The sequence below is a fragment of the Rhizobium sp. P1_B8 genome, from assembly GCF_056406515.1.
Window position 1 is genome coordinate 21,842 of the sequence record NZ_JBFTZZ010000017.1, and the last position, 21,554, is coordinate 43,395.

24 protein-coding genes, 1 tRNA gene and 2 pseudogenes are annotated in these 21,554 nt (G+C 60.0%); 15 read left to right on the plus strand and 12 right to left on the minus strand.

Annotation, left to right across the window (positions count from 1 at the left end; genetic code table 11):
• The first annotated feature begins 125 nt into the window (after nucleotides 1-125).
• A tRNA-Leu gene (locus AC1D2N_RS20345) sits at nucleotides 126-210 on the plus strand.
• A gap of 144 nt (nucleotides 211-354) precedes the next feature.
• Nucleotides 355-486 carry a hypothetical protein gene (locus AC1D2N_RS20350; RefSeq protein ID WP_018241718.1) on the plus strand — a complete coding sequence of 44 codons (132 nt, stop codon included), beginning with the start codon at nucleotides 355-357 and terminating at the stop codon, nucleotides 484-486.
• A gap of 10 nt (nucleotides 487-496) precedes the next feature.
• On the opposite strand, the gene AC1D2N_RS20355 is transcribed toward AC1D2N_RS20350, so the two are convergent.
• Nucleotides 497-871 (minus strand): VanZ family protein, encoded by a 375-nt coding sequence (locus tag AC1D2N_RS20355; RefSeq protein ID WP_018445713.1) that lies wholly within the window; start codon nucleotides 869-871, stop codon nucleotides 497-499.
• 237 nt (nucleotides 872-1,108) lie between these two features.
• On the opposite strand from AC1D2N_RS20355, the gene ilvA reads away from it, so the two are divergent.
• From ilvA to AC1D2N_RS20375, 4 genes are all read left to right on the plus strand, one after another.
• Nucleotides 1,109-2,359, plus strand: coding sequence for a threonine ammonia-lyase (gene ilvA, locus AC1D2N_RS20360; protein ID WP_018445712.1), 1,251 nt, complete (start codon nucleotides 1,109-1,111; stop codon nucleotides 2,357-2,359).
• 37 nt (nucleotides 2,360-2,396) lie between these two features.
• Complete coding sequence (locus tag AC1D2N_RS20365) at nucleotides 2,397-2,723, plus strand: HlyU family transcriptional regulator (protein ID WP_018241720.1); 327 nt, start codon at nucleotides 2,397-2,399, stop codon at nucleotides 2,721-2,723.
• 237 nt (nucleotides 2,724-2,960) lie between these two features.
• Nucleotides 2,961-4,232: a GGDEF domain-containing protein gene (locus AC1D2N_RS20370; protein WP_018241721.1), complete on the plus strand. Its 1,272-nt coding sequence runs from the start codon at nucleotides 2,961-2,963 to the stop codon at nucleotides 4,230-4,232.
• A gap of 348 nt (nucleotides 4,233-4,580) precedes the next feature.
• Nucleotides 4,581-5,774 carry an MFS transporter gene (locus AC1D2N_RS20375; protein ID WP_018445711.1) on the plus strand — a complete coding sequence of 398 codons (1,194 nt, stop codon included), beginning with the start codon at nucleotides 4,581-4,583 and terminating at the stop codon, nucleotides 5,772-5,774.
• A gap of 76 nt (nucleotides 5,775-5,850) precedes the next feature.
• Here the strand turns inward: AC1D2N_RS20375 and AC1D2N_RS20380 are convergent.
• Nucleotides 5,851-6,017, minus strand: a pseudogene (locus tag AC1D2N_RS20380) (SDR family oxidoreductase); the annotation flags it as partial.
• Here AC1D2N_RS20380 and AC1D2N_RS20385 point away from each other — a divergent pair.
• Nucleotides 6,018-6,107, plus strand: a pseudogene (locus AC1D2N_RS20385) (TetR/AcrR family transcriptional regulator); the annotation flags it as partial.
• Nucleotides 6,108-6,155: 48 nt separating this feature from the next.
• Here AC1D2N_RS20385 and AC1D2N_RS20390 read toward each other — a convergent pair.
• Nucleotides 6,156-6,770, minus strand: a complete 615-nt coding sequence (locus tag AC1D2N_RS20390) for an FMN-dependent NADH-azoreductase (RefSeq protein WP_018241724.1) — start codon at nucleotides 6,768-6,770, stop codon at nucleotides 6,156-6,158.
• A 138-nt stretch (nucleotides 6,771-6,908) separates the two neighbouring features.
• Here AC1D2N_RS20390 and AC1D2N_RS20395 point away from each other — a divergent pair, with 138 nt between their 5' ends.
• Nucleotides 6,909-7,877, plus strand: coding sequence for a LysR family transcriptional regulator (locus AC1D2N_RS20395; protein ID WP_018445709.1), 969 nt, complete (start codon nucleotides 6,909-6,911; stop codon nucleotides 7,875-7,877).
• A gap of 48 nt (nucleotides 7,878-7,925) precedes the next feature.
• On the opposite strand, the gene AC1D2N_RS20400 is transcribed toward AC1D2N_RS20395, so the two are convergent.
• The 4 genes from AC1D2N_RS20400 to AC1D2N_RS20415 all read right to left on the minus strand — a co-directional run bounded on the left by AC1D2N_RS20400 (nucleotide 7,926) and on the right by AC1D2N_RS20415 (nucleotide 12,076).
• On the minus strand, nucleotides 7,926-9,914 hold the full coding sequence (locus tag AC1D2N_RS20400; RefSeq protein ID WP_026230567.1) for a bifunctional 2',3'-cyclic-nucleotide 2'-phosphodiesterase/3'-nucleotidase: 1,989 nt from the start codon (nucleotides 9,912-9,914) through the stop codon (nucleotides 7,926-7,928).
• A 257-nt stretch (nucleotides 9,915-10,171) separates the two neighbouring features.
• Entirely contained in the window at nucleotides 10,172-10,576 is a 405-nt protein-coding gene (locus AC1D2N_RS20405; protein ID WP_130652241.1) for a PilZ domain-containing protein, read from the minus strand.
• Nucleotides 10,577-10,661: 85 nt separating this feature from the next.
• Nucleotides 10,662-11,543, minus strand: a complete 882-nt coding sequence (locus tag AC1D2N_RS20410) for a DMT family transporter (protein WP_018445707.1) — start codon at nucleotides 11,541-11,543, stop codon at nucleotides 10,662-10,664.
• Between the two features lie 71 nt (nucleotides 11,544-11,614).
• Complete coding sequence (locus tag AC1D2N_RS20415) at nucleotides 11,615-12,076, minus strand: Lrp/AsnC family transcriptional regulator (RefSeq protein WP_018241729.1); 462 nt, start codon at nucleotides 12,074-12,076, stop codon at nucleotides 11,615-11,617.
• 156 nt (nucleotides 12,077-12,232) lie between these two features.
• On the opposite strand from AC1D2N_RS20415, the gene ald reads away from it, so the two are divergent.
• The 5 genes from ald to AC1D2N_RS20440 all read left to right on the plus strand — a co-directional run bounded on the left by ald (nucleotide 12,233) and on the right by AC1D2N_RS20440 (nucleotide 16,460).
• The gene (ald, locus tag AC1D2N_RS20420; RefSeq protein ID WP_018445706.1) at nucleotides 12,233-13,351 is read left to right on the plus strand and encodes an alanine dehydrogenase; all 1,119 of its coding nucleotides are present in this window, start codon (nucleotides 12,233-12,235) and stop codon (nucleotides 13,349-13,351) included.
• Between the two features lie 225 nt (nucleotides 13,352-13,576).
• Nucleotides 13,577-14,506, plus strand: a complete 930-nt coding sequence (locus AC1D2N_RS20425; protein ID WP_018445705.1) for a helix-turn-helix domain-containing protein — start codon at nucleotides 13,577-13,579, stop codon at nucleotides 14,504-14,506.
• Between the two features lie 241 nt (nucleotides 14,507-14,747).
• Complete coding sequence (locus tag AC1D2N_RS20430) at nucleotides 14,748-15,497, plus strand: SDR family oxidoreductase (RefSeq protein WP_130652242.1); 750 nt, start codon at nucleotides 14,748-14,750, stop codon at nucleotides 15,495-15,497.
• Nucleotides 15,498-15,563: 66 nt separating this feature from the next.
• The gene (locus AC1D2N_RS20435; protein WP_018445703.1) at nucleotides 15,564-16,112 is read left to right on the plus strand and encodes a flavin reductase family protein; all 549 of its coding nucleotides are present in this window, start codon (nucleotides 15,564-15,566) and stop codon (nucleotides 16,110-16,112) included.
• 63 nt (nucleotides 16,113-16,175) lie between these two features.
• The gene (locus tag AC1D2N_RS20440; protein ID WP_130652243.1) at nucleotides 16,176-16,460 is read left to right on the plus strand and encodes a DUF1330 domain-containing protein; all 285 of its coding nucleotides are present in this window, start codon (nucleotides 16,176-16,178) and stop codon (nucleotides 16,458-16,460) included.
• Between the two features lie 52 nt (nucleotides 16,461-16,512).
• On the opposite strand, the gene AC1D2N_RS20445 is transcribed toward AC1D2N_RS20440, so the two are convergent.
• Nucleotides 16,513-17,016, minus strand: a complete 504-nt coding sequence (locus AC1D2N_RS20445) for a DUF1203 domain-containing protein (RefSeq protein WP_018445701.1) — start codon at nucleotides 17,014-17,016, stop codon at nucleotides 16,513-16,515.
• 78 nt (nucleotides 17,017-17,094) lie between these two features.
• On the opposite strand from AC1D2N_RS20445, the gene AC1D2N_RS20450 reads away from it, so the two are divergent.
• Nucleotides 17,095-17,331: a hypothetical protein gene (locus AC1D2N_RS20450; RefSeq protein ID WP_050565063.1), complete on the plus strand. Its 237-nt coding sequence runs from the start codon at nucleotides 17,095-17,097 to the stop codon at nucleotides 17,329-17,331.
• A 30-nt stretch (nucleotides 17,332-17,361) separates the two neighbouring features.
• On the opposite strand, the gene AC1D2N_RS20455 is transcribed toward AC1D2N_RS20450, so the two are convergent.
• From AC1D2N_RS20455 to AC1D2N_RS20470, 4 genes are read right to left on the minus strand one after another with little or no spacing between them, the layout of a single operon-like run.
• Nucleotides 17,362-17,922 carry a GNAT family N-acetyltransferase gene (locus AC1D2N_RS20455; RefSeq protein WP_017963991.1) on the minus strand — a complete coding sequence of 187 codons (561 nt, stop codon included), beginning with the start codon at nucleotides 17,920-17,922 and terminating at the stop codon, nucleotides 17,362-17,364.
• 5 nt (nucleotides 17,923-17,927) lie between these two features.
• The gene (gene sseA / locus AC1D2N_RS20460; RefSeq protein ID WP_018445698.1) at nucleotides 17,928-18,797 is read right to left on the minus strand and encodes a 3-mercaptopyruvate sulfurtransferase; all 870 of its coding nucleotides are present in this window, start codon (nucleotides 18,795-18,797) and stop codon (nucleotides 17,928-17,930) included.
• 18 nt (nucleotides 18,798-18,815) lie between these two features.
• Complete coding sequence (locus AC1D2N_RS20465) at nucleotides 18,816-19,553, minus strand: alanyl-tRNA editing protein (protein WP_018445697.1); 738 nt, start codon at nucleotides 19,551-19,553, stop codon at nucleotides 18,816-18,818.
• Nucleotides 19,554-19,559: 6 nt separating this feature from the next.
• Nucleotides 19,560-20,597, minus strand: coding sequence for a cysteine synthase A (locus tag AC1D2N_RS20470; RefSeq protein WP_018445696.1), 1,038 nt, complete (start codon nucleotides 20,595-20,597; stop codon nucleotides 19,560-19,562).
• Nucleotides 20,598-20,822: 225 nt separating this feature from the next.
• Between AC1D2N_RS20470 and AC1D2N_RS20475 the strand changes: the two genes are divergently transcribed.
• A complete protein-coding gene (locus AC1D2N_RS20475; protein WP_018445695.1) occupies nucleotides 20,823-21,482 on the plus strand; it encodes a ChrR family anti-sigma-E factor in 660 nt (219 codons plus the stop codon).
• Nucleotides 21,483-21,554: the final 72 nt, after the last annotated feature.

Sequence of the window (21,554 nt, forward strand, 5' to 3'; positions counted from 1 at the left end):
TTGCGGTTTTCGGAAGTGAAATGATTGGCCAATCAGTCGCCGGCGCTGCCGACAAATGAGCCATGATTTTTACGCCTTGCGGCTCTTCCCATCGCCCATGACGCAAGATATTGAAAATGCCGCAAGCGGGCGTGGCGAAACTGGTAGACGCAAGGGACTTAAAATCCCTCGGCCTTGGCTGTACGGGTTCGACCCCCGTCGCCCGCACCATTTTCATAATGCCGTTGGAATATGCCAGTATTGAATCTGCCTGCATATTGTGCACAAAAGCCAGTTGCCGCTTGACAATGGCATTTTCGATGCAAGTATTGCGCCGCGGCGGCTGAGTAAGTGTTGTCTTGTGGGAGTAAGACGATGGTTTACGATTGGAGTGGGGCGAAGGTTCGGCGCATCCGGATCTTCAAGACCAGTGTCGCACTTGTTCTGGGAACTGCGATGGCTGCGATACCACTGCTCTTCTGGGCAGTGCAGTTGCGCGGTTTCTAACCTGGGATAATCAGCGTTCTGCGAAGGGTAGAGCGTTTGGCGCTTTGGTCTCGCGCCATCTGTTGATCACCCATCCGGCTAGCAGCCCGAGGGCGGCGCCCATGGCCTTGATGCCTGCGTCATGGAGGCGCGGATGGCGGGTCGGCGAGAAGTATTGCAGATATTCGATGGCGAATGCGCCGACGATCAGCAGCATGGCGACCATCTTCCACTGTTTCGGATAGGCCAGCGCAAAGGCGAAGCCAAGGAGAAGATAGGCGACCGCGCGGTCGACATCGACCATCGTGACCGTATTCGGCCTCTCTCCGATCGGCGAAACGGTGACGAAGATGATGAAGGCCAGCAGCAGCCAGGCGAGCGGTCTTGCGAATTTGAATGTCATCATAGCTTCATATTAGTGGCCGTCCTTTTTATTGACAGTTAAAATCAGTTCATGTGCCGCCAATTTCGCTATTGGCTTAAGAAAGGCCTTCCCCGGGAGCAGAACCGGTCCCCAGCGCCGAACCCGGCCCCGCGGAGTGAAACCGATGCGGGAGCGAACTGGAGATGGCCCAAACGAGCTTCTTTTGCCGGCCGGCCTGTGCCATAGCGGCGGTGGCTAACGTGAGAATGGACCATACCCGTGACGAGACTTGATGTCGAAAGCGCCGAAGAGGCAATGCGCAGCCTGTTTCCGGCAACGCCGCTGCAGCTCAACGATCATTTATCGGCCCGCTACGGTGCCGATATCTGGCTGAAGCGCGAGGATCTGTCGCCGGTGCGCTCCTACAAGATCCGCGGCGCCTTCAATTTCTTCCGCAAGGCGATCGGGCAGGGTGCTGCCGGCAAGACCTTCGTCTGCGCCTCGGCCGGTAATCACGCCCAGGGCTTTGCCTTCGTCTGCCGCCATTTCGGTGTGCCGGGCGTCGTCTTCATGCCGGTGACGACACCGCAGCAGAAGATCGACAAGACCCGCATGTTCGGCGCTGAATTCATCACCATCCGGCTGTTCGGCGACTTCTTCGACCAGTGCTACCAGGCCGCCCGTGAACATGTGGAGGCGGTCGGCGGCGTTATGGTGCCGCCCTTCGATCATGCGGACATCATTGAGGGGCAGGCGACGGTCGCCGCCGAAATCATGCAGCAGCTGCCTGAGGGAACGGTGCCCGACATGGTCGTCCTGCCGGTTGGCGGCGGCGGACTTGCCGCCGGCATCACCGGCTATCTCGACGGCACCTTGCCGAAATCGGCTTTCGTCTTCACTGAGCCCGCCGGCGCGCCAAGCCTTAAGCGCAGTATCGAGGCGGGCAAGGTGACGACGCTGGCCAAGGTCGACAATTTCGTCGATGGCGCCGCCGTCGCCCGCATCGGCGACCTGAATTTCGCCGCTCTTCGCGATTTCCCGGCAAGCCAAGTGCAACTGATGCCGGAGAACGCCATCTGCGTCACCATTCAGGAGATGCTGAATGTCGAGGGCGTCGTGCTGGAGCCGGCCGGCGCCCTGTCACTGACGGCGATCGCCGCGATGGATCGCCAGGCGATCCGTGGCAAGACCATCGTCGCCGTCGTCTCCGGCGGCAATTTCGATTTCGAGCGCCTGCCTGACGTAAAGGAAAGAGCCATGCGTTACGCAGGGCTGAAGAAATACTTCATCCTGCGGCTCGCCCAACGCCCTGGCGCGCTGCGCGATTTCCTCAATCTGCTCGGCCCCGACGACGATATCGCCCGCTTCGAATATCTGAAGAAATCGGCACGCAACTTTGGCTCGATCCTGATCGGCATCGAAACCAAGGCGCCTGAGAATTTCGCCCGGCTGGTCGGAAATTTCGAAGCCGCCGGCATGGGTTACGAGGATATTACCGAAAACGAGATCCTCGCCAACCTGATCATTTGACTTGGCGATAGCGATGCCGTCGTGCTAAAGGCGGAGCATGGCTTCGTTCATTTCAAATCTCTTTTCGATGTTCTCCGGCGGCGGCAAACCGGCCACGGAAGCGGCAGGCCCTTCCGGCGAGCCGCAGCTCTACGGCGATTGCACGATCTATGCCGAACCGCGTAGGGAAGGCAGCCAGTATCGCCTGGCCGGGCGCATCGAAAAGAAGGTCGGCGACGAGGTGCTGGTGCGCAATTTCATCCGCGCCGATCTGTTTACCTCTTCCGACGATGCGATCGAATGCACGGTGCGCAAGGCGCAGCAGATTATCGATCAGCATGGTTCGTCGCTCTTTGGTGACGGCGAGAAGCTTCGTCAGGTCTGAAATCGGGATCCGGGCATAGGTCCTTGATACCGGCTGTAACTATTCCTGTGTGTGACCCCGGTGCCCTCCAGCGAGCGCGTTCTCACTCACGCAATCTTAAAGGATTGCAGTGAAAGGTATCGCCTGCAGGATTTGCAGGACACCCCCCGTGTTTGACTGTTTCGGACGATTGACCAAAGGATTCGCTGTCGCGATCGTCGCGCTGGCAGGAGGCCGAACGTCCGGCGCCAAGGTCTCATGATGGAGACACTCAACCTCCTTCTCTTCGTCGTCGAAGCCATCGCCTATTTCGTGCTGATGGTAACGCTTCTGCATTTCCGTCATCGGCTTGGTCTCGGGGTTTTCCTGACGGCGCTCGGCGTCATGCATTTCATGGAGACCTATCTGGCGGCGGTCTTCTATGTCTCGCTGCCGTTCGGGGATGTGTCGCCGGGTTCATCCGTCTTCTTCTCCGGCAAGCTGATGATGATCCTGATGCTTTACCTGCAGGAGGATGCCGCGACGGTGCGCCAGCCGATCTACGGCCTGTTCCTCGGCAACCTGCTCACCGTCGGTATTGCCTGGGTGCTGCAGATGCACCAGCCGCTGCAGATGTCGACCGGCCACACACCCGACGTCGATTTTCTCAAGGAGATGGGCTGGCTGATGGTCTGGGGCACGGCGCTGCTCTATGTCGATTCGCTCGGCATCATCCTGCTCTACGAAAAACTCGGCGATTTCTTTCGCCGCCGCGTCGTCCTGCGCTTCCTGATTTCGGGATTCGTGCTGCTGACCTTCGACCAGATCGGCTTCTTCGCCGCGCTGCATTACTTCCTGGATGTACCGATCGCCGCATTCTGGGGCGGATGGAAGGCGAAAATGCTTGCCGTCTGCCTCTACGCGGCGATGTTCGCATTCTATGAATATCGCATTCGCCGTATCGGCGCAGCCGGGTCCGCACGTTCGATCAGCGACGTGTTCGGCGACCTGACGTTCCGCGAGCGCTACAACGATCTTCTGGAGCGCACTGGCCGCGACATGCTCACTGGCGTCTATGATCGGACGCGCATGGAAATGGAAGCGCCGCTGATGCTGCTCGAGGCACTGAAGCAGGGGCTATTCGCCACCGTCCTCATTATCGACGCCGATCACTTCAAGGATGTCAATGACGGCTACGGCCATCTCCAGGGCGACGAGGTGCTGAAGGCGATCGCCGCCCGATTGGGCACGACGCTGCGCTCCAGCGACCGCGTCTTCCGCTTCGGCGGCGAGGAATTCGTTGCCGTCTGTCCAGGCACCGACCACGAAGAAGGGCTGCTGCTTGCCGAGCGCCTGCGTTGGACGATCGCGACCAGCGTCAAGACGCCGGATGACAGGCCGGTCACGGTCAGTATCGGGGTTGCGACCGCCGATGAGGACGGCGTCGATTTCACCGCCGTGCTGACGGCGGCCGACGGCAGGCTCTACGCGGCAAAGAAGAGCGGCCGCAATTGCGTCGTCGGCCGCTCCGGTGTGGTGAAACTCAGTTAGCTCAGCCAGACCCAGTTAGCCCGAGCAACCCAGTTGGCTCGGCTGGCCCCGATTGAGGCTCTTCTCCATTTGGCTGAACGTGGTCAACCCAATAGGTATTCCTGAGAATTCGCATCGCTGATGGCGCGCGAGGTCGCGGACGTCGGGAGGCGGCTTCCTAATCATCGATCGATGCAGTGCGTCGACCGGGGATATTGAGGATGTTGCTTAAACCGAAACATTTGCCCGTCTGTCTATGTCTTTTCAATAGGTTATGAGCAATATAAAAACGGCTTGTTCGTGAAATGCAAACGTGATCTCCGTTGCGGAAATATCCCAGATCAGTTTTCCTGCGAGGGGCGTGGAGACATGAGTGATTCAATTGCACGGAAGAAAGTCGATGGCGGCGAGTTTACCGCTTTGTGTATTGGAGGGTTTCTTCTTTCGATCGCCTACGGCGTGACCTTTCTGGTTCCGGTGCTGGTTGGCCAGCGTGGCGGCGACGAGGCGCTGGCCGGCCTGATCATTTCGGCCGCGACTGTCAGCACCGTCATTCTCGTGATCCTGTCCGGGCACATCGCGGATGCCATCGGCTCGGCGCGGGCGGTGGCTGTTTCGGGACTGTTTCTTGCCGCGTCAGCGCTGGGATTCGCCATGGTTCCCTCAGCTGGGCTGAGTCTGATGACGGTCGGCTTCATCCTCGGCATAGGCTGGGGCACCTTCTATGCGCTTGGACCCATTCTGGTCGCCGCTATCGTCGAACCCGAGCACCGCATCAGGTTTTTTGCTCTACTTTCCGGATCGATGATGTCGGGCATCGGCGCCGGACCGATCATTGGCCGCATTGCCACAGGCTGGTCGATGCCGATCGAGGCGGCCTTCGCATTTGCATTCCTTGCCAGCCTCGCCGGCGGTGCGCTTTACTTTTTGCTCCATATCCGGCTGACCAATGCCGGCAAGATTTTGCCTCATGTCAACAAGATCTCATTTGCCTCAGCGCGTGAGGTGATCGGTTCGCGGGCCGTCTATTCCATCATTATGGTCGGCATCGGCGGCGCGATTTTCGGCGGGTTGTCCAGCTTTCAGACCAGCTACGCCAATGCGCATGGGTTCGACTACTCCCTGTTCTTCATCGGCTTCATGTCCGCCGCGATTCTGAGCCGGCTGTTCGTGGCGGGATATGTGGTCAAGAAAGACCCACTCTATTCGCTTTTGGTCCTGACAAGTCTGACGCTGGCATCGATCGTGCTGTTCCTGATGCTGACATCAAATCAGCTTGCCTATCTGGGAGGCGCAGCGATGCTGGGGGTGGGCTATGGGTTGACCTATTCCGTCATCAACGGCCTGGCTGCAAATGAGGCTCCAGCTGGCCTTATGCCGCAGTCGCTTTTGTTATTCTCGCTGGCCTATATGATCGGCGTCTTCGGCTTTCCGTTGGTGGCCGGCAACCTGATCGTTTCCTCCGGCATCCAGACCATGCTCTATGTATTGCTTCTGCTTGCCGTCCTGAATTTGGCAATCGTCCTGTTTCGTCTTGCCCACCGCGCGACGCGTCAGAGCTAAGCAGAACGTCCCAGGAGAGAATAGAAACGAAATTGGCGCGGGGCCGGGCAAGTTTGAGTTGCTGGGCCCGGCTCGCTCAGGCGGCGCGGAAGATCTTGGCGCCGGAGGGCGCGCTCGTCATGCCGCCGTTGACGGTGATCTCGATGCCGGTGACATTGGTCGCATCATCCGATGCCAGATAGAGCGCCGCCTTTTGGCGATTTCGTCGGCTTCGCTCATGCGGCCGAGCGGGCTCATGCCGCCGTCGGCCTTGCCAGGATTTCGTCCGATGAGGAACTCTCCGCCGAAATCCTGGTGACGGTCCGGGATTTTGTCGCCGGTATCGACAAATGAAAAACGGCCGGCAAAAGCCGGCCGTTCCATGGAGCGTTGAAAAGCCGATCAGGCGGCCAGTGCGATTTCCTGGACGCGCGACTTGGCGGCGTCGATGGCCTTCTCGGCAGCTTCCGGACCGAAGGCCAGGCCTTCGACATAGATGGTCTCGATGTCGGTGATGCCGAGGAAGCCGAGAACCGACTTCAGGTATGGCACGGCATGGTTCAGGGGGGCGGCCGGTCCTTGCGAGTAGACGCCACCCGAAGCGAGCACGACATAAACCTTCTTGCCGGTTGCGAGGCCGACCGGACCGCTTTCCGTGTACTTGAAGGTCAGGCCGGCGCGGGCGACGTTGTCGATCCAGGTCTTCAGCGACGAATAGATGTTGAAGTTGATGAGGCCAGTGCTGATGACGATCGTGTCGGCGGCAAGCAGTTCGTTGACCAGTTTGTCGGAGGTCTCGACGGCCACGCTTTCCTCAGCGGTGCGGGCCTCGGGCGGCTTGCGGATCGCGCCGGTGAAGAGGTCATCGATATGCGGCAGCGGGTTGGCGGCAAGGTCGCGGCGAACGATGACGCTGCCCGGGTTCTGGCTCTTCAGCTTTTCGGCGAGATCGACGGCGATCGGCGTCGAGAGCGATTCGGCACGCGGGCTGGACGTCAGAAGCAGGATGGACGACATGGTGCATTTCCTTTCGAATGGAATTTAACGGCCCGTTGCTGGGAGGTGAGCCGCAGTCTCGAAGCGAAAATAGGTCTGGCCTGCTATCGAAAAAACGGTGATAATGTCGATCGAAACTATCGATGGAATGGATAGAAGATGCTGCCCAACCCGACTCTGGACCAATTGCAGGTGTTTCTAACCGTTGCCGAGACCGGCAGCTTCTCAGCCGCTTCGCGGGCGCTGAACCGTGCCCAGTCGGTTGTGAGCTATACGATCGCCAACCTGGAGGCGCAGCTAGAAGTGCCGCTTTTCGAGCGCTCCGGTGCGCGCCAGCCGAAGCTTACGGAGGCAGGCAAGGCGATGCTGGAGGATGCGCGACGCATTCTCGGCGACCTGCAGGTCATGCGGGCGCGCGTCAAGAGCCTGAGGGAAGGGCTCGAAGCGGAGGTTTCCGTCGCCATCAGTGTCATGGTGCCTTCGCGGGCCCTGGTGGAGGTCCTGCGCGAATTTCGCGAGATGTTTCCGTCCGTTTCATTGAACCTCAACGTCGGCGAACTTGGGATGGTCATGGATCTCGTCCTCAGCGGCAAGGCGACGATCGGGATCGGCGGCGCAGTTCTAAAGCAGGACGATTCGGTCGTCACAGAGCGGATCGGTCATTCCTTCATGCTGCCGGTTGCCGCGCGCAACCACCCGCTTGTTGCGATCGACCGGCCGCTCATGCTCGGCGACGTGCGCGAGGAAGTGCAGCTTGTCGTCACCGATGCGTCGGGTCTGACAAAGGGGCGTGATTTCAATGTTTTGTCCTACAAGACATGGCGCGTCAGCGATATTGCGACGAAGCATCAGCTCATCAAGGCCGGTCTTGGCTGGGGTGGCCTTCCGGCCTCGCTCATCCGTGATGATCTCGTGAGCGGCGCGCTTGTCCCTCTCGATCTGGATGCCTACGAACAGGGGGAATATGCCATCTATTCCGTGCGCCAGCTCGCTAACCCGCCCGGACCCGCTGCCACCTGGATGATCGATGCGTTCCGCACGAGGCTTTCCGCCTGCCCAAGCCACGCCGATTTCAATGCTCAGATCGCCGAACTGCGCGAGCCCGGTATGCCGCTTGCGGCCGAATGACGAAAGCGCAGGCGCAGGCGCCGCGCCTTCGTCGACATATTTTTTCGCCTAAAGGACGAGCCTGAATTTCGAGAAGCCGTCGGCCCCTTCGCCGGCATCCTCGATCTTCACGCTCTTGACCTCGGCGAGGAACTGCTTCGCCTTCGGGCCGCTTTCGAAGGTCGCGGTCGTGCCCGGGAGCGGCTTGAAGGTCCAGTTTGCGTCTGCCGACGGATTGATCGTGCCCTGATCATGGATATAGCGGACGATGACGTCGCGGTTGGTATCCGGCGCCTGGAAGATCACCTTATCAGCGGTAATCTCGGGGAAATTGCCGCCGCCGCCGGCGCGGTAGTTGTTCGAGACGACGACGAACTTTTGAGCCGGATCGATCGGCTTGCCGTTGAAGGCGAGGTTCTGGATGCGGTTGGCGTCCGGATTGATCGGCTTGCCGGACGAATCATATTTCGGCGGCTGCGACAGGTCGATCTGGTAGGTGACGCCGTCGATCACGTCGAAATTGTAGGACGGGAAATCGTTGTTGAGCAGCGCCGCATCCTTCGAGCCGGCCTCGATGTGATTAAACATGCCGGCTGACATTTCGAGCCAGTTCTTCACCTGGGCGCCGGTGATGGCAACAGCCTGGACCGTGTTCGGGTAGAGATAGAGGTCGGCGACGTTCTTGATGGCGATATCGCCGGCCGGAACGTCGGTATAGTAGTCGGCGCCGCCGCGACCGCCGGCCTTGAAGGGGGCCGCCGCCGAAAGCACCGGCAGGTCCTTGAACTTGGTGTCGGCGAGCATCTGCTTGATGTACCAGGTCTGGGCTTGGCTGACGACCTGCACGGAGGGATCGTCGGCGACCAGTGCGAAGTAGGAATAGAGTGGCGCGGATGTCTTGCCGACGGGGGTGCGGACATAGGTCAGTGTCGCCTCGTGCTCGGCCTTTGCGGCTTCGACCACTTCCTTCTTGTCGGCGTAGTCGGCAACCACCTTCTTCTTGTCGTCGCGATGATAGATCGGTCGTGCTTCCGAGGTGAAATCGACGATCTTCCAGCTGTTGCCGTCTTTTTCGAGCAGCAGGTCGATAAGGCCGAGATGCGAGCCCCAGAAACCGGCCATCACGGCGGGCTTGCCGTGCAGCGTGCCCTTGACGGGATCGGCATTGGCGACGCCGTCCCAGCTCTTCGGGCCTGGGAAGACGAGATGCTGGTGGCCGGTGAAGATCGCGTCGATCCCATCGACGGCGGCGAGATGCAGCGAGGCGTTTTCCATCTTTTCGGACGGTGCGCTGCCATCGATGCCGGAGTGCGAGAGCGCAATCACGATATCGGCGCCGGCTTCCTTCATGGCGGGAACCCAGGCCTTGGCCGCCTCGACGATATCGCGCGTCTGCGCCTTGCCCTCAAGGTTCTTGATGTCCCAGAGCATGATCTGCGGCGGAACGAAGCCGATGAAGCCGATCTTGACGGGGCTTTCGTTGCCGGCGCCGTCCTTGATCTGTTTTTCCAAGATGATGTAGGGCTTGAAGAAGAGATCGTCCTGCTTCGGGTCCGAGGCGAGCTGGCCCTTGGTCAGGTTGGCGCACACGAAGGGAAAGTTCGCGCCTGATAGGACCTTGAGCATGAAGTCGAGGCCGTAGTTGAACTCGTGATTGCCGAGCGTGCCCACAGTATAGCCGAGCGTGTTCATCGCCTTGATCACCGGATGGACGTCGCCGTCCTTCATGCCGTGCTGATAGGCCATGTAGTCGCCCATCGGATTGCCCTGCAGCACGTCGCCATTGTCGATCAGCAGCGAGTTGACGGCCTCTGCGCGGATACCGTCGATGATCGTCCCGGTGCGCGACAGGCCCATCGTGTCGTTCGGCTTGTCGGCATAATAGTCATAGGGAAAGACGTTGACGTGAATATCGGTCGTTTCCATCAGCCTGAGATGCGCCTGGTTGGCGCTGGCGCGCGCGCTGAAAGGGTGCAGCAGCACCAGGGCGGAAGTGGCGGCCAGGCCGCCGAGCAGCGAACGGCGGCTCATTACACCAACATCGAAAATGGAAGACATGGAAACTCTCCTTCAGGATCATGCATCGTCCGGCCCGTCAGAATTAGGACGATTTGGCGAGGAGTACACTGCGAAAATGACAGGACGTCGAAACAATCCGCCGGAAAAGCGTCGTGGCTCTGAAATGCAATTTATGGTGCAGTCACTCGGCGCCCGGCTGCCGCAGACGTAAGGCCACGGTCACCCTCGGCGGTCGGTGTCGATCGCAGCTACTGGAAAGATCTCAGCCGCTCCTTCGGCGCAAAGGCGGTGCAGCCTTACGATTTCAGCGTCGATGTCAACAAGTGAGGCGTCCGCTCGACGTTGGTGGCGGTTCTAACCAGCGGGCGTACCGCCAGCACAGGCCGCATCTCCTTGTGGAAAAAGCGGAAATAGGAGGAGATCTGTGCCCGCGCATTCGAATTCACGTCGAACTGGATGCCGACGCGGCCATTGTGCTTCCAGCGGATGACGCCTTCGAGCAGGCCGAGGTTTTCGGCCTCGATGCGTACCTTGCTGCCGGAGGCGGCATGGAGCGGCCCCTTCATCTCCAGGGCGGCACCGGTCGGCGATAGGTTGAGAATGCGGGCATCCACCTGGCTGTTCAGATATTTGACATGGCCGAACACGCGGCAGTTTTTCCGGTCGGCCTTTCGGGCCGTGATTTTCAAGTTGCGGGTCATACTGTCTCCCTTGGTACAGCCGGGGAGCATAGCGCCGGAAAATTGAAATGGTTTTAGGGGCTTGGCTAAAATTGCAGTGAAACCGTCAGTTGGCGGCGGCCGCTCTGCGTCCCACCACATGTTCGCGCCAGACGGTGAAGATGCCGGCGGCAACCACGATCGCCGAGCCGACGATCATGTTGAAGCTGAGCGTTTCGCCATAGATCACCATGCCGATGATAGAGGCATAGACAAGTGACAGATACGTCAGCGGCTGGACGGCGGCGGCATCGAGAACATCGTAGGCGCGGATCAGGAAATAATGGCTGGAGATGCTGGTCATGCAGACGAGCGCCATCCAGCCCCAGTCGCCCGGCGCCATCCAACTCCAGTAGAACGGCCCGACCAGCGTCATCGTGACGCCGCCGACGACGCCGGTATAGAAGAAGCTGGTCATCGACGAATCGTCGCGGCTGACCAGGCGGGTGGCGATAACGTAGAAGGCGAAGTTGAAGCAGGAAATGACGGCGAGAAGCAGCTTCACGTCGAAAAACTCGCCTTCCGGCTTCAGGATCAGCAGTACCCCGAAAAGTCCGGCGCCGATCGCTGCCCACCGCCGCCACCCGACCCGCTCGCCGAGGATCGGCATCGCCAGCAGTGCGATCAGGATCGGCGTCGCGGAAAAGATCGCCTGTGAACGGGCAAGGCCGATCACGGCAAAACAGGTGATGGCCAGAACCACCTGAACCGCAAGCAGAACGCCGCGCGTCACCTGCAGGAAGGGGCGTTTGGTGCGGGCCGTCGTCTTAATCCCGCCGCGCATCTTTGACGCGATGATGATCGTGAAAAGCGCAAAGGCCCAGTAGCGGATCATCGTCACGAAGATTGGCGGATAGGCCGTCGCCAGATGTTTCGAGATGGCGTCCTGCAGCGAAAAAATGGTGAGCGCCAACAGCGCGAAAATATAGCCTTGGGTCTTCGATGTCATGACTTGCCAATGAGCGGGAAACGCCCGCGCGCATCGAAGTCTGGACAGGCTTTCGGCAAAGATGCAAGGCCTCAAAGGCCGACATTCGGCTTGTCGATGATTTCTCTGAGCGCGAAGCTCGAATTGATCTTGACGACGTGGGGAAGGGCCGACAGCCAGTCGCGGTGGATGCGCTCATAGTCCTCGAGGTCGCGGGCGGCGACCCTGAGGATATAGTCGTATTCGCCCGACATCAGGTAACAGACGAGTACGTTCGGACAGAGCTTCACCGCTGCCTCGAATTCCGCCAGCGTCTTGGCGAACTGGCCGGAGAGCGAGATATGCACGATGGCGATCATCTTGTAGTCGAGCGCCTTGTGTGAAAGCCGCGCATGGTAGCCGCCGATGACGCCGCTTCTTTCTAAGATATCGAGCCGGCGCGAACAGGCCGAAGGCGACAGTCCGATCCTTTCGGCAAGCTCCGCATTGGTCATGCGGGCATTGGCCTGCAGCGCCTTAAGAATCGCAAGATCGATGGTGTCGAGATCGGCCATTCGAAGAACTTTCGAAAAAAGATAGAATGAACGCAATAATCGCCGAAAAATCGCGTCTTCGCAAATCGTCTTTGCAAGGACATTTCACTGCCTTGATGGTTGGATTCCTCATCTGAAAAATCCGCGGCCGCGGAGATAAAAATGAGAGGAACGCGCATGCGTGTCGGTTGCCCGAAGGAAATCAAGAATCATGAATATCGCGTCGGTCTGACCCCGGCTTCGGTGCGCGAATATGTTGCCCACGGCCACGAGGTCTGGGTGGAGACCAAAGCTGGCGTCGGTATCGGCGCTGATGATGCCGCCTATGCCGCGGCCGGCGCGAAGATCGCCGCCTCCGCCAAGGATATCTTCGAAAAGTGCGACATGATCGTCAAGGTGAAGGAGCCGCAGCCCGCCGAATGGGCGCAGCTCCGTGACGGCCAGCTTCTCTACACCTATCTGCATCTGGCGCCGGATCCCGAACAGACCAAGGGTCTCATCGCCTCGGGCGTTACCGCGATCGCCTATGAGACGGTGACCGACGAGCGCGGCGGCTTGCCGTTGCTGGCGCCGATGTCGGAGGTCGCCGGACGCCTGTCGATCCAGGCGGGAGCGACCGCGCTGCAGAAGGCCAATGGCGGCCTTGGCGTCCTGCTCGGCGGCGTACCCGGCGTGTTGCCGGCCAAGGTCGCGGTCATCGGCGGCGGCGTTGTCGGCCTGCATGCCGCCAGGATGGCCGCCGGCCTTGGCGCCGATGTCAGCATTCTCGACAAGTCGCTACCGCGCCTGCGCCAGCTTGACGATATCTTCTCCGGCCGCATCCACACGCGTTATTCCAGCATCCAGGCGCTGGAGGAGGAAGTCTTCTCGGCCGATCTCATTATCGGCGCCGTGCTGATCCCCGGCGCTGCCGCTCCGAAGCTCGTCACCCGCGAGATGCTCTCCGGCATGAAGAAGGGCTCCGTCATCGTCGACGTCGCCATCGACCAAGGCGGCTGCTTCGAGACCTCGCATGCGACCACCCATTCCGATCCGACCTACGAAGTCGACGGCGTCGTGCATTATTGCGTTGCCAACATGCCGGGCGCCGTGCCGGTCACCTCGGCGCACGCGCTGAACAACGCCACATTGGTTCATGGCCTGGCGCTTGCCGATCGCGGCCTGCGCGCCATCGCCGAAGACAAGCATCTGAGGAACGGCCTCAACGTCCACAAGGGCCGCATCACCAGCAAGCCGGTCGCCGACGCACTGGGCTACGAAGCCTTCGCGCCGGAAAGCGTTCTGAACGTAGCGTAAGCTAGCTGACTCCAGGTGACGACTGACAGCTCTATTTTCGGCCGGCAGGGCGGTATCCGAGGGGATGCCGCCTTCTTTGTATGACGGCGTAGCTGTAATCGAACCGCGACCGTCGGCGGCGTTGCAGGAGTGCTTTTCGTTGTCACGGAGCGCGACGAGTTGTGTCCCGCCGATCAATGTCTATCGTATCATGCCGATGGGCAGTCGCCTCTAAACGGAGCAGCAATGACGGTTGATAGTCGAGAGGAAATATCGCCGGTCCCGCTTCGAACGTCACCTGCCGGCCTCGAAACATATATTGCCGGCAGAACACTCGTCAGCGGGGATGGACCGGCCTGGACGGATATATTCGTTCAGGTGTTTTCCCGCCTGACGGTGCAACACCCCTTTCTTGTTCCGGCGGTCGCCGAACCTCTCGTTGTTTGGGTGATCTCAGGTCAGGCATGCGTGGAAGAACGCGATCTGGGTGGGGAGTGGGAAGCCAATACAGTCAGCGTCGGAGACTTTTTTCTGACGCGGTCGCCCACGCCATATGAAATGCGCTGGCACGCCGAGGGAGACGAACCTTTCCAGGTGATGCATCTCTATCTCTCCGTTCCATTGTTTGAGCGGGTGGCGGAAGCGGTTCTCGGCAAAGCTGCGAGCGCCATGCGCCTACGCGATATATCGGGTGGCCGCGACCAACATCTTTCCAGCATGCTGGAACTGATCCATGCTGAACTGACGGCCGAAGGGGAGGGAAGCCGGCTCTTCGTGCAGGGATTGGCACAGACGCTCGCCGTTCATCTTATCCGGCAATACGCAACGTTTGACGCGGAGGCACGGCCGTCAAATGCCCTCCCGGGCGCCAAGCTACGGCGGGCCATTGCATTCATGGAAGCCAACCTTCAGGAGCCGTTTGATCTCGCACGTCTGGCGCAAACGGCCGGCATGAGCGCGTTTCACTTCAGCCGCCTCTTCAAGAAGGCCACCGGCCTTTCTCCATCCCATTATTTCATTCGCCAACGCATCGCCAAAGCCCAACAACTTCTACAGGAAACCAGTACCAACATCATCGAGATCGGCATGTCCGTGGGGTATTCGAGCCCCAGCCATTTTGCTCAGATTTTCCGCCGGGAGGCTGGCGTCTCCCCCAGCGACTATCGTCGCAGCTAAGGCGCGTCGCGATCTTTCAGATTCGCTGCTCGCGCTTTAGGTCTTTGTTTTTACGCATGTCGTTATTCGCAAAACCGCTGCACACTTTTGCGCGACATGCGTTAAATTCGCTGATTTGAGCAAGATCCCGACAGGTCTCGCAAGGTCCCGAGAGAGGGATCAGGCCACCCTCCTTATGTTCCTCCTTGTCGAACACGACCGCCCTTTCATTTGGAAGGACGCCCAGACAAGGAGATAAACCATGACGAATATCGATGGAAAAGTCGCGCTGGTCACTGGCGCCTCGAGCGGCATCGGCGCCGCAACCGCATTGAAGCTCGCCGAGGCCGGCGCAAAGGTCGGTATCGCCGCCCGTCGCACCGACAAGCTTGAAGACCTCAAAAAGGAGATCGTCTCGAAGGGCGGTGAAGCCCTCGTGATCGAAATGGACGTGGTCGATCCAGCCTCCGTCGAAGCCGGAGTCAAAAAGCTGGTAGGTGCCTATGGTTCGATCGACATTCTCGTCAACAATGCTGGCCTGATGCCGCTTTCGGATGTCGATCAGTTCAAAGTCGACGAATGGCACCGCATGGTCGACGTCAATGTGAAAGGCCTGCTGAACACCACGGCTGCCGTTCTGCCGCAGATGATCAATCAGCATTCCGGCCATCTTTTCAACATGTCGTCGATTGCTGGCCGCAAGGTCTTCAAGGGCCTGTCGGTCTATTGCGCCACCAAGCATGCGGTCTCCGCATTCTCCGACGGCCTGCGCATGGAAGTGGGCCAGAAGCACAATATTCGGGTGACTTGCATCCAGCCGGGCGCCGTGGCGACCGAGTTATACGATCACATCACGGAGCCTGGCTATATCAAGCAGATGGACGACCTTGCCAAGCAGATGACATTCCTGCAGGGCGCCGACATCGCCGATACCATCGTCTTCGCGGCGCAGGCGCCTGCGCATGTGAATGTCGCGGAACTCTTCGTTCTGCCGGTCGAACAAGGCTGGTAACCACGCCAGAACGTCTGTCAGCTTCCCCGCATAAGTGCGGGGAAGAGACCCGCTAAGGAGCGCACGATGAAAGAGATTTCCGCTTCCCAGGCCTATCGCCTGCTCGAACCCGGCCCGATCGTTCTTGTGACGACGAGCCTTGAGGGCACGCGGAATGTGATGACGATGGGCTTTCACATGATGATCCAGCATGCTCCGCCGCTGATCGGTTGCGTCATCGGCCCCTGGGACTTCAGCCACCACACCCTGAAAAAGACCGGCGAATGCGTGATTGCGATTCCAGCGGTCGACCTTGCCGAAACCGTGGTGGACATCGGCAACTGCTCCGGTGACACGGTGGACAAATTCGAGCGGTTCGGCTTGAGGACTCGTCCAGCAAAGGATGTCGCGGCGCCGTTGCTGGTGGACTGCCTTGCCAATATCGAATGCCGTGTTGCCGATACGAGCCTCGTCGATCGATACAATCTCTTCATCCTCGAAGCGAAGAGGATCTGGATCGACGAGACCAGCAAGGAACGACGGACCATGCATCATCGCGGTGACGGCAGCTTCACCGTGGATGGCGGCACGCTCGATCTCCGGAAGCGCATGGTTAAGTGGCGGCATTTGCCCTAAGGCGCGCCGCAGCACGCAAAAAACACATCCCCTCAACTTCACACTGATTGAAAGGATATCATCATGTCCGCCTACCTCGTTGTCGATCTCGATATCCGCGACCCCGAAGCCATTGCCGATTACCGCTCGAAGGCTTTGCCCCTGGTGGCAAAGGCCGGCGGACGTCTCATCGCTCTCGATGACGCGCCGCTCGAACTCGAAGACTGGCAGGCGACCAATATGCTGATCATCGAGTTTCTCGATATGGATGCCATCCGTGGTCTCTTTGCATCGCCCGAATATGCGCCGCTCGCACACCAACGGCAGACTGCCGCAGGTTCGCGGATCATTGCCTTGCGCGGCGTTTAAGAACATTAGAAGGCGCGCGATGCCGACAGATTGACGACTTCCTATGCGTCTATCAGGCGCCGGCCTCCACCAGGTCCGGCGCCTTTACCTTATCGATCCGGCATTGGAAGCAGTTGTTGCGCGCGGAACGCACATGCACATAGGCGATATCAGATCGTCCCAGCAGCTCTTTGCCATAGGCCGGAATATCGCCGATCTCAGTCACCGCGCCGGTACCGTAGACGATGCGGTCGTTCTCGCTGTAGCCGCGGACGATGAAGTCACGGCTCGTCGTCAGCATCGGCGGCATGATCTCTTCGGCGGCATAGCGTGCGCAAGGCTGCTTGTGCAGGAAGACAGGGCCGGTTTCGGCATAGGGCTGCAGCTCGGGGAAGGGCCGGTAGGCAAAGACCAGCAACGCCTGGCCCGCATCGATATTCTGAAGGCAATGGCGGCAGGGATGGCCGGGACCATCGGAGACGATCGTCTCGGGCAGCCTGTCATAGGCGTCGCGGCCGCCGTTCCAGAGGCGTTCGGCGTCGGTCGTTGGCATGGCAACAAAACGAATGGCGGTCATGGCAGATCTCCTTTGTGATTGCCATGAAATGCACCTGGACGAGCGGGCAAGCCACCCGATTCTTGCCTGCGTCTGCATATGAGATCGCCGGAGAGTGAAAAGCGGAGTATCTTCTGGGCGTACGTTGTAAGGCGAAAGGAGAAGGCCTTGGCCGACATCGATCTGGCGCTGCTGGCGCAACAGAATGCAGAAATACTGGAAGAGCTCAGGGCTCTGCGCCGGGAAGTGGCGGAACTGAAGGAACAGTCGGGCCGCACGCTCGATTTCGAACGCCGAAACGACCCGCGCCGCCCGAACAGCCTGACGCAGCGTTAGCCACCTCCGCTGACGTCGGGAAAGAAGCCGTCAGCTTTTCCGCGCAATCTCCAGAAGCTCCTTGTCGCTGAGCGGCCGGACGATGCCGGTGCCGGTCGAAACGGGGGAGAAGCCGTACATCTGGTAGAGCTGCAGCGCACGCGGATGGTCGAGATTGTTGGTGGTGGTGGTGACCCGCTTCGGATTGAGCGACCAGATAGCATAGAGCGCCTGCAGCAGGAACCATTTGCCGATGCCGAGACCGAGCGCATGTTCGATCAGGCCAAAATGGCTGAGCTCGATCATATCCTCGTCTTCGCAGAAATATTCGTAGAAGCCGGCGGGCGCGCCGTTCACGTAGAGAACGCTGATATTGTTGCGCTTGTCGTTCAGCGTCTCGGCAAGCTGCTCGTCACTCATGCGCAACCGATCCACCCATTGCCAGCGCGCACCCACCTGCCGGTAGAGATAGCGGTAGAAGGGCAATGGGATCTCGGGAGCGCGCATGATCGCCGTCTGGATATTGACGGGCACCGGCATGCTTGCCTTCGGCGGCGCCGTCATTTCGAGCCGGGTGATGTGAGCTTTCAGCGAAGCGGGTGTCTTCCCCATGGCGATCAGGCTTTGACCGGCGTCGGCGGACCGGTGACGATGGGCGTATCGTCACGGCTGCCCCATTCGCTCCACGAGCCGTCATAAAGCTTGTTGTCGTGATGACCGAGCGATTCCAGCGCCAGCGTGATGATGGCGGCGGTGATTCCCGAGCCGCAGGACGTGACGACAGGCTTTGAAAGATCGATGCCGGCGTCCTCGATCGTCTGCCTGAGTTCGGCCAGCGACTTGAACCGGCCCTGGTTGGCGAAGACGCCGGATGGCAGGCTGCGGGCGCCGGGCATATGGCCGGAGCGCATGCCGGCACGCGGTTCGGGTTCGGCGGCTGCAAAGCGGCCGGCGCTGCGGGCATCGGCGATCTGCATCGCGGCGCTGGAGACGATGTCGCGCATCGTATCGAGCGTCACCACGCGGCTTTCATCGAAATTCGGCGTAAAGGTCGCCGGCGCATGCTTGGGTGCTGCGGTTTCTAGCGGACGGCCCTCGGCCTTCCAGCCGTCGAGACCGCCGTCGAGAACGAAGACGTTTTTCGCGCCCATCACCCGGAACAGCCACCAGACGCGCGGCGAGGCGAACAGGCCGATGCCGTCATAAACGACGATCCGATCATTCTCGCTGATGCCGAGCCGGCCGACTTCGGCGGCAAAATAATCGGGCGAGGGGATCGTGTGCGGCAGCGACGTTGAATGATCGGCGATCTTGTCCTGATCGAAGCGGATGGCGCCGGGAATATGGCCGGCCGCATATTCGGCGTCGGCATCGCGCTTCTGTGCCGGCAGATAGAAGGAGGCGTCCAGCACGCGCAGGTCAGCTTTGCCGAGCTCGGACTGCAGCCAGTCGGCCGAAACGACGAAACGGCTCTTGGTCTCACTCATGATGGTCTCCCTTGATGGTCAGGCTTCGTCGCCGGGCGTGCCGAAGCGGATGCGGAAGCGCCGGTTCTCTTTGCCCTTCTTCTCGATTTTGGCGATATGGATCCGGCCGACTTCCTGAGTCTCGGAGACATGTGTGCCGCCGCAGGGTTGGCTGTCAATCGAGGAGTTCTCGCCGATGCAGACGAGGCTGACGCGCCCGAGCCCCATCGGCGGGCGCACGTTCTTCGATTTGACGATGTCGGGATTGGCCGTAAGCTCCTCGTCGGTGATCCATTGCAGATAAACCGGATGGTTCTGCTCGACCAGTTCCATCAGTTTGGTCGTCACCTCGTCCTTGTCGATCGTTTCGGCCATATCGAAGTCGACGCGGCTCTCCTCCTCGCCGACGGCAGCCCCGGTGATCGGATAGGAGCAGACGACGGAAAGCAGGTGGCAGGCCGTGTGCATGCGCATCAGCCTGTAGCGGCGCGGCCAGTCGACATGCAACACCAGCGTCTCGCCGACCGCAGGCCGCGGCTCGTTTTCGAGCGGCACATGGATGATGATATCTTTGCTTGGACCATGCTTCGTCTGACCGAGCGCGATCTTGCTGCCGTCGGCACGTTCGAGCTGGCCGGTGTCACCAGGCTGGCCACCTGATGTCGCATAGAAGCAGGTCTGGTCCAGTTCGATGCCCCCATCTTCGTGAATGGCGGTGACGACCGCCTCGCACGTCGAGAGATAGAAGTCGTCACGATAGAGGGCATTGACCGGCATGGGTTTTCACACGGGTTCGTAGGGAACGTGGATTTCGGGCGACTTGGCCATCCAGCCCGGAACGGGCAGCCCCTTCGAGGTAAGGAAATCCGGATTGAAGAGCTTCGACTGATAGCGGTTGCCGTAATCGCAGAGGATCGTCACCACCGTGTGACCAGGTCCAAGATCCCGGGCGAGATTGACAGCGCCGGCAATGTTGATCGCTGTCGAGCCGCCAAGGCAGAGGCCTTCGTTCTCGACGAGGTCGAAGAGATAGGGAAGCGCTTCGGCATCCGAGATCCGATAAGCATAGTCAGGCGTGAAACCCTCGAGATTGGCGGTGATGCGGCCCTGGCCAATGCCCTCGGTGATTGAGGATCCCTCGGATTTCAGCGCGCCGTTCTGGTAGAATTCATAGAGAGCGGCGCCGTCGGGATCGGCGATGCCGATCTTGACGTCAGATTTGAAAGCCTTGAGGCCGGTAGCCACGCCTGCCAGCGTGCCGCCGGAGCCGACCGAGCAGATGAAGCCGTCGACCTTACCGTCGGTGTCTTTCCAGATTTCCTTGGCGGTCGTTTCGATATGCGCCTGCCGGTTGGCGACGTTGTCGAACTGGTTTGCCCAGATCGCCCCGTTCGGCTCGGTCTTCGCCAGCTGCTCTGCGAGCCGCCCGGACACCTTCACGTAGTTGTTCGGGTTCTTGTAGGCAACGGCGGGCACTTCGACGAGTTCGGCGCCAAGCAGCTTCAGCGCGTCTTTCTTTTCCTGGCTCTGCGTTTCCGGGATGACGATGACGGTGCGATAACCGAGCGCCTTGGCGACCAGCGTCAGTCCGATGCCGGTATTGCCGGCCGTACCCTCGACGATGACGCCGCCCGGACGAAGCAATCCCTTCCGCTCTGCGTCGCGGATGATGTAGAGCGCGGCGCGATCCTTCACCGACTGGCCGGGGTTCAGGAACTCCGCCTTGCCGAGAATGGTGCAGCCGGTCACCTCTGAGGCGCCCTTGAGTTTGATCAGGGGCGTGTTGCCGATGGCTTCAAGGACGGAGGGGTGGAAGGTCATGGAATCTGCCTCTATTCGAACTCTTAGTTTAAGAACGGTCTTTTCCCTTCACAAGGCTGAGTTGGCAAGAAAAGCTATTCCACACCTCTGTCGGACGCGATAAAATTTGGCTTTCCTCCCCAAAATGACTATGGCCCCGCAATCCCGCCGTGTGCGGGGTGATCCGAAGATTGACTTTCCCCGTACGGATGACGACAAAGCGAAAACGGAGCGCGGCAACAGGGCGTGACCGAAACCGAGATGGTTCACGAGCAGATCGACACGATCGATGCATTGATGGCGCATTATGTCGCCGGCTCCTTGCCTGAGCCGGCGCGTGTGCTGGTGCAGTCTCATCTCGAAATGAAACCGGACAATCGCAGCCTGGTAAACAGCCTCGAACTGCTGGCAGGCGAAGCTCTGGAAAACGCGCCTGAAGTCGCCATTGCCGATCGCGACGGGCGGCTTGCGGCGATCTTTTCCTCTGCATCTCCCGTCCCGGCGGCGCAGACGGCCACGCGACCGGAAAATGCGCTGTTTCCTCAAGCGTTGCGTGCTCTCTTGGGCTTCGAGGCCGAGGATGTGCCCTGGCGCCGGCGATTGCCCGGTTTCAGGGAATATTCGCTCGACATGGACGGCTGCGAGGTCAGCCTGATGTGGATCCGGCCGGGCCGCGCCTTGCCGGCGCACACCCATAAAGGCATGGAACTGATCCTCATCCTCGACGGCGCCTTCAACGATGAACGCGGCCGTTTCGGTCCCGGCGACATCTCCATTGCCGACGAGACGGTCGACCACCGGCCGGTCGCCGAAAAGGACAGGCCTTGCATCGCCTTTGCCGTTTCGGACGGGCCGGTCAAGCTCACCGGATCCTTTCGTCAGATGATCGGCGACCTGATCGGCTGAAAGCAGCCACAATGGTGTGATAGAGCCCTAAATCCGGGAGGAGCAGAGAAACTTCCGGACCTGTTTTCGTGT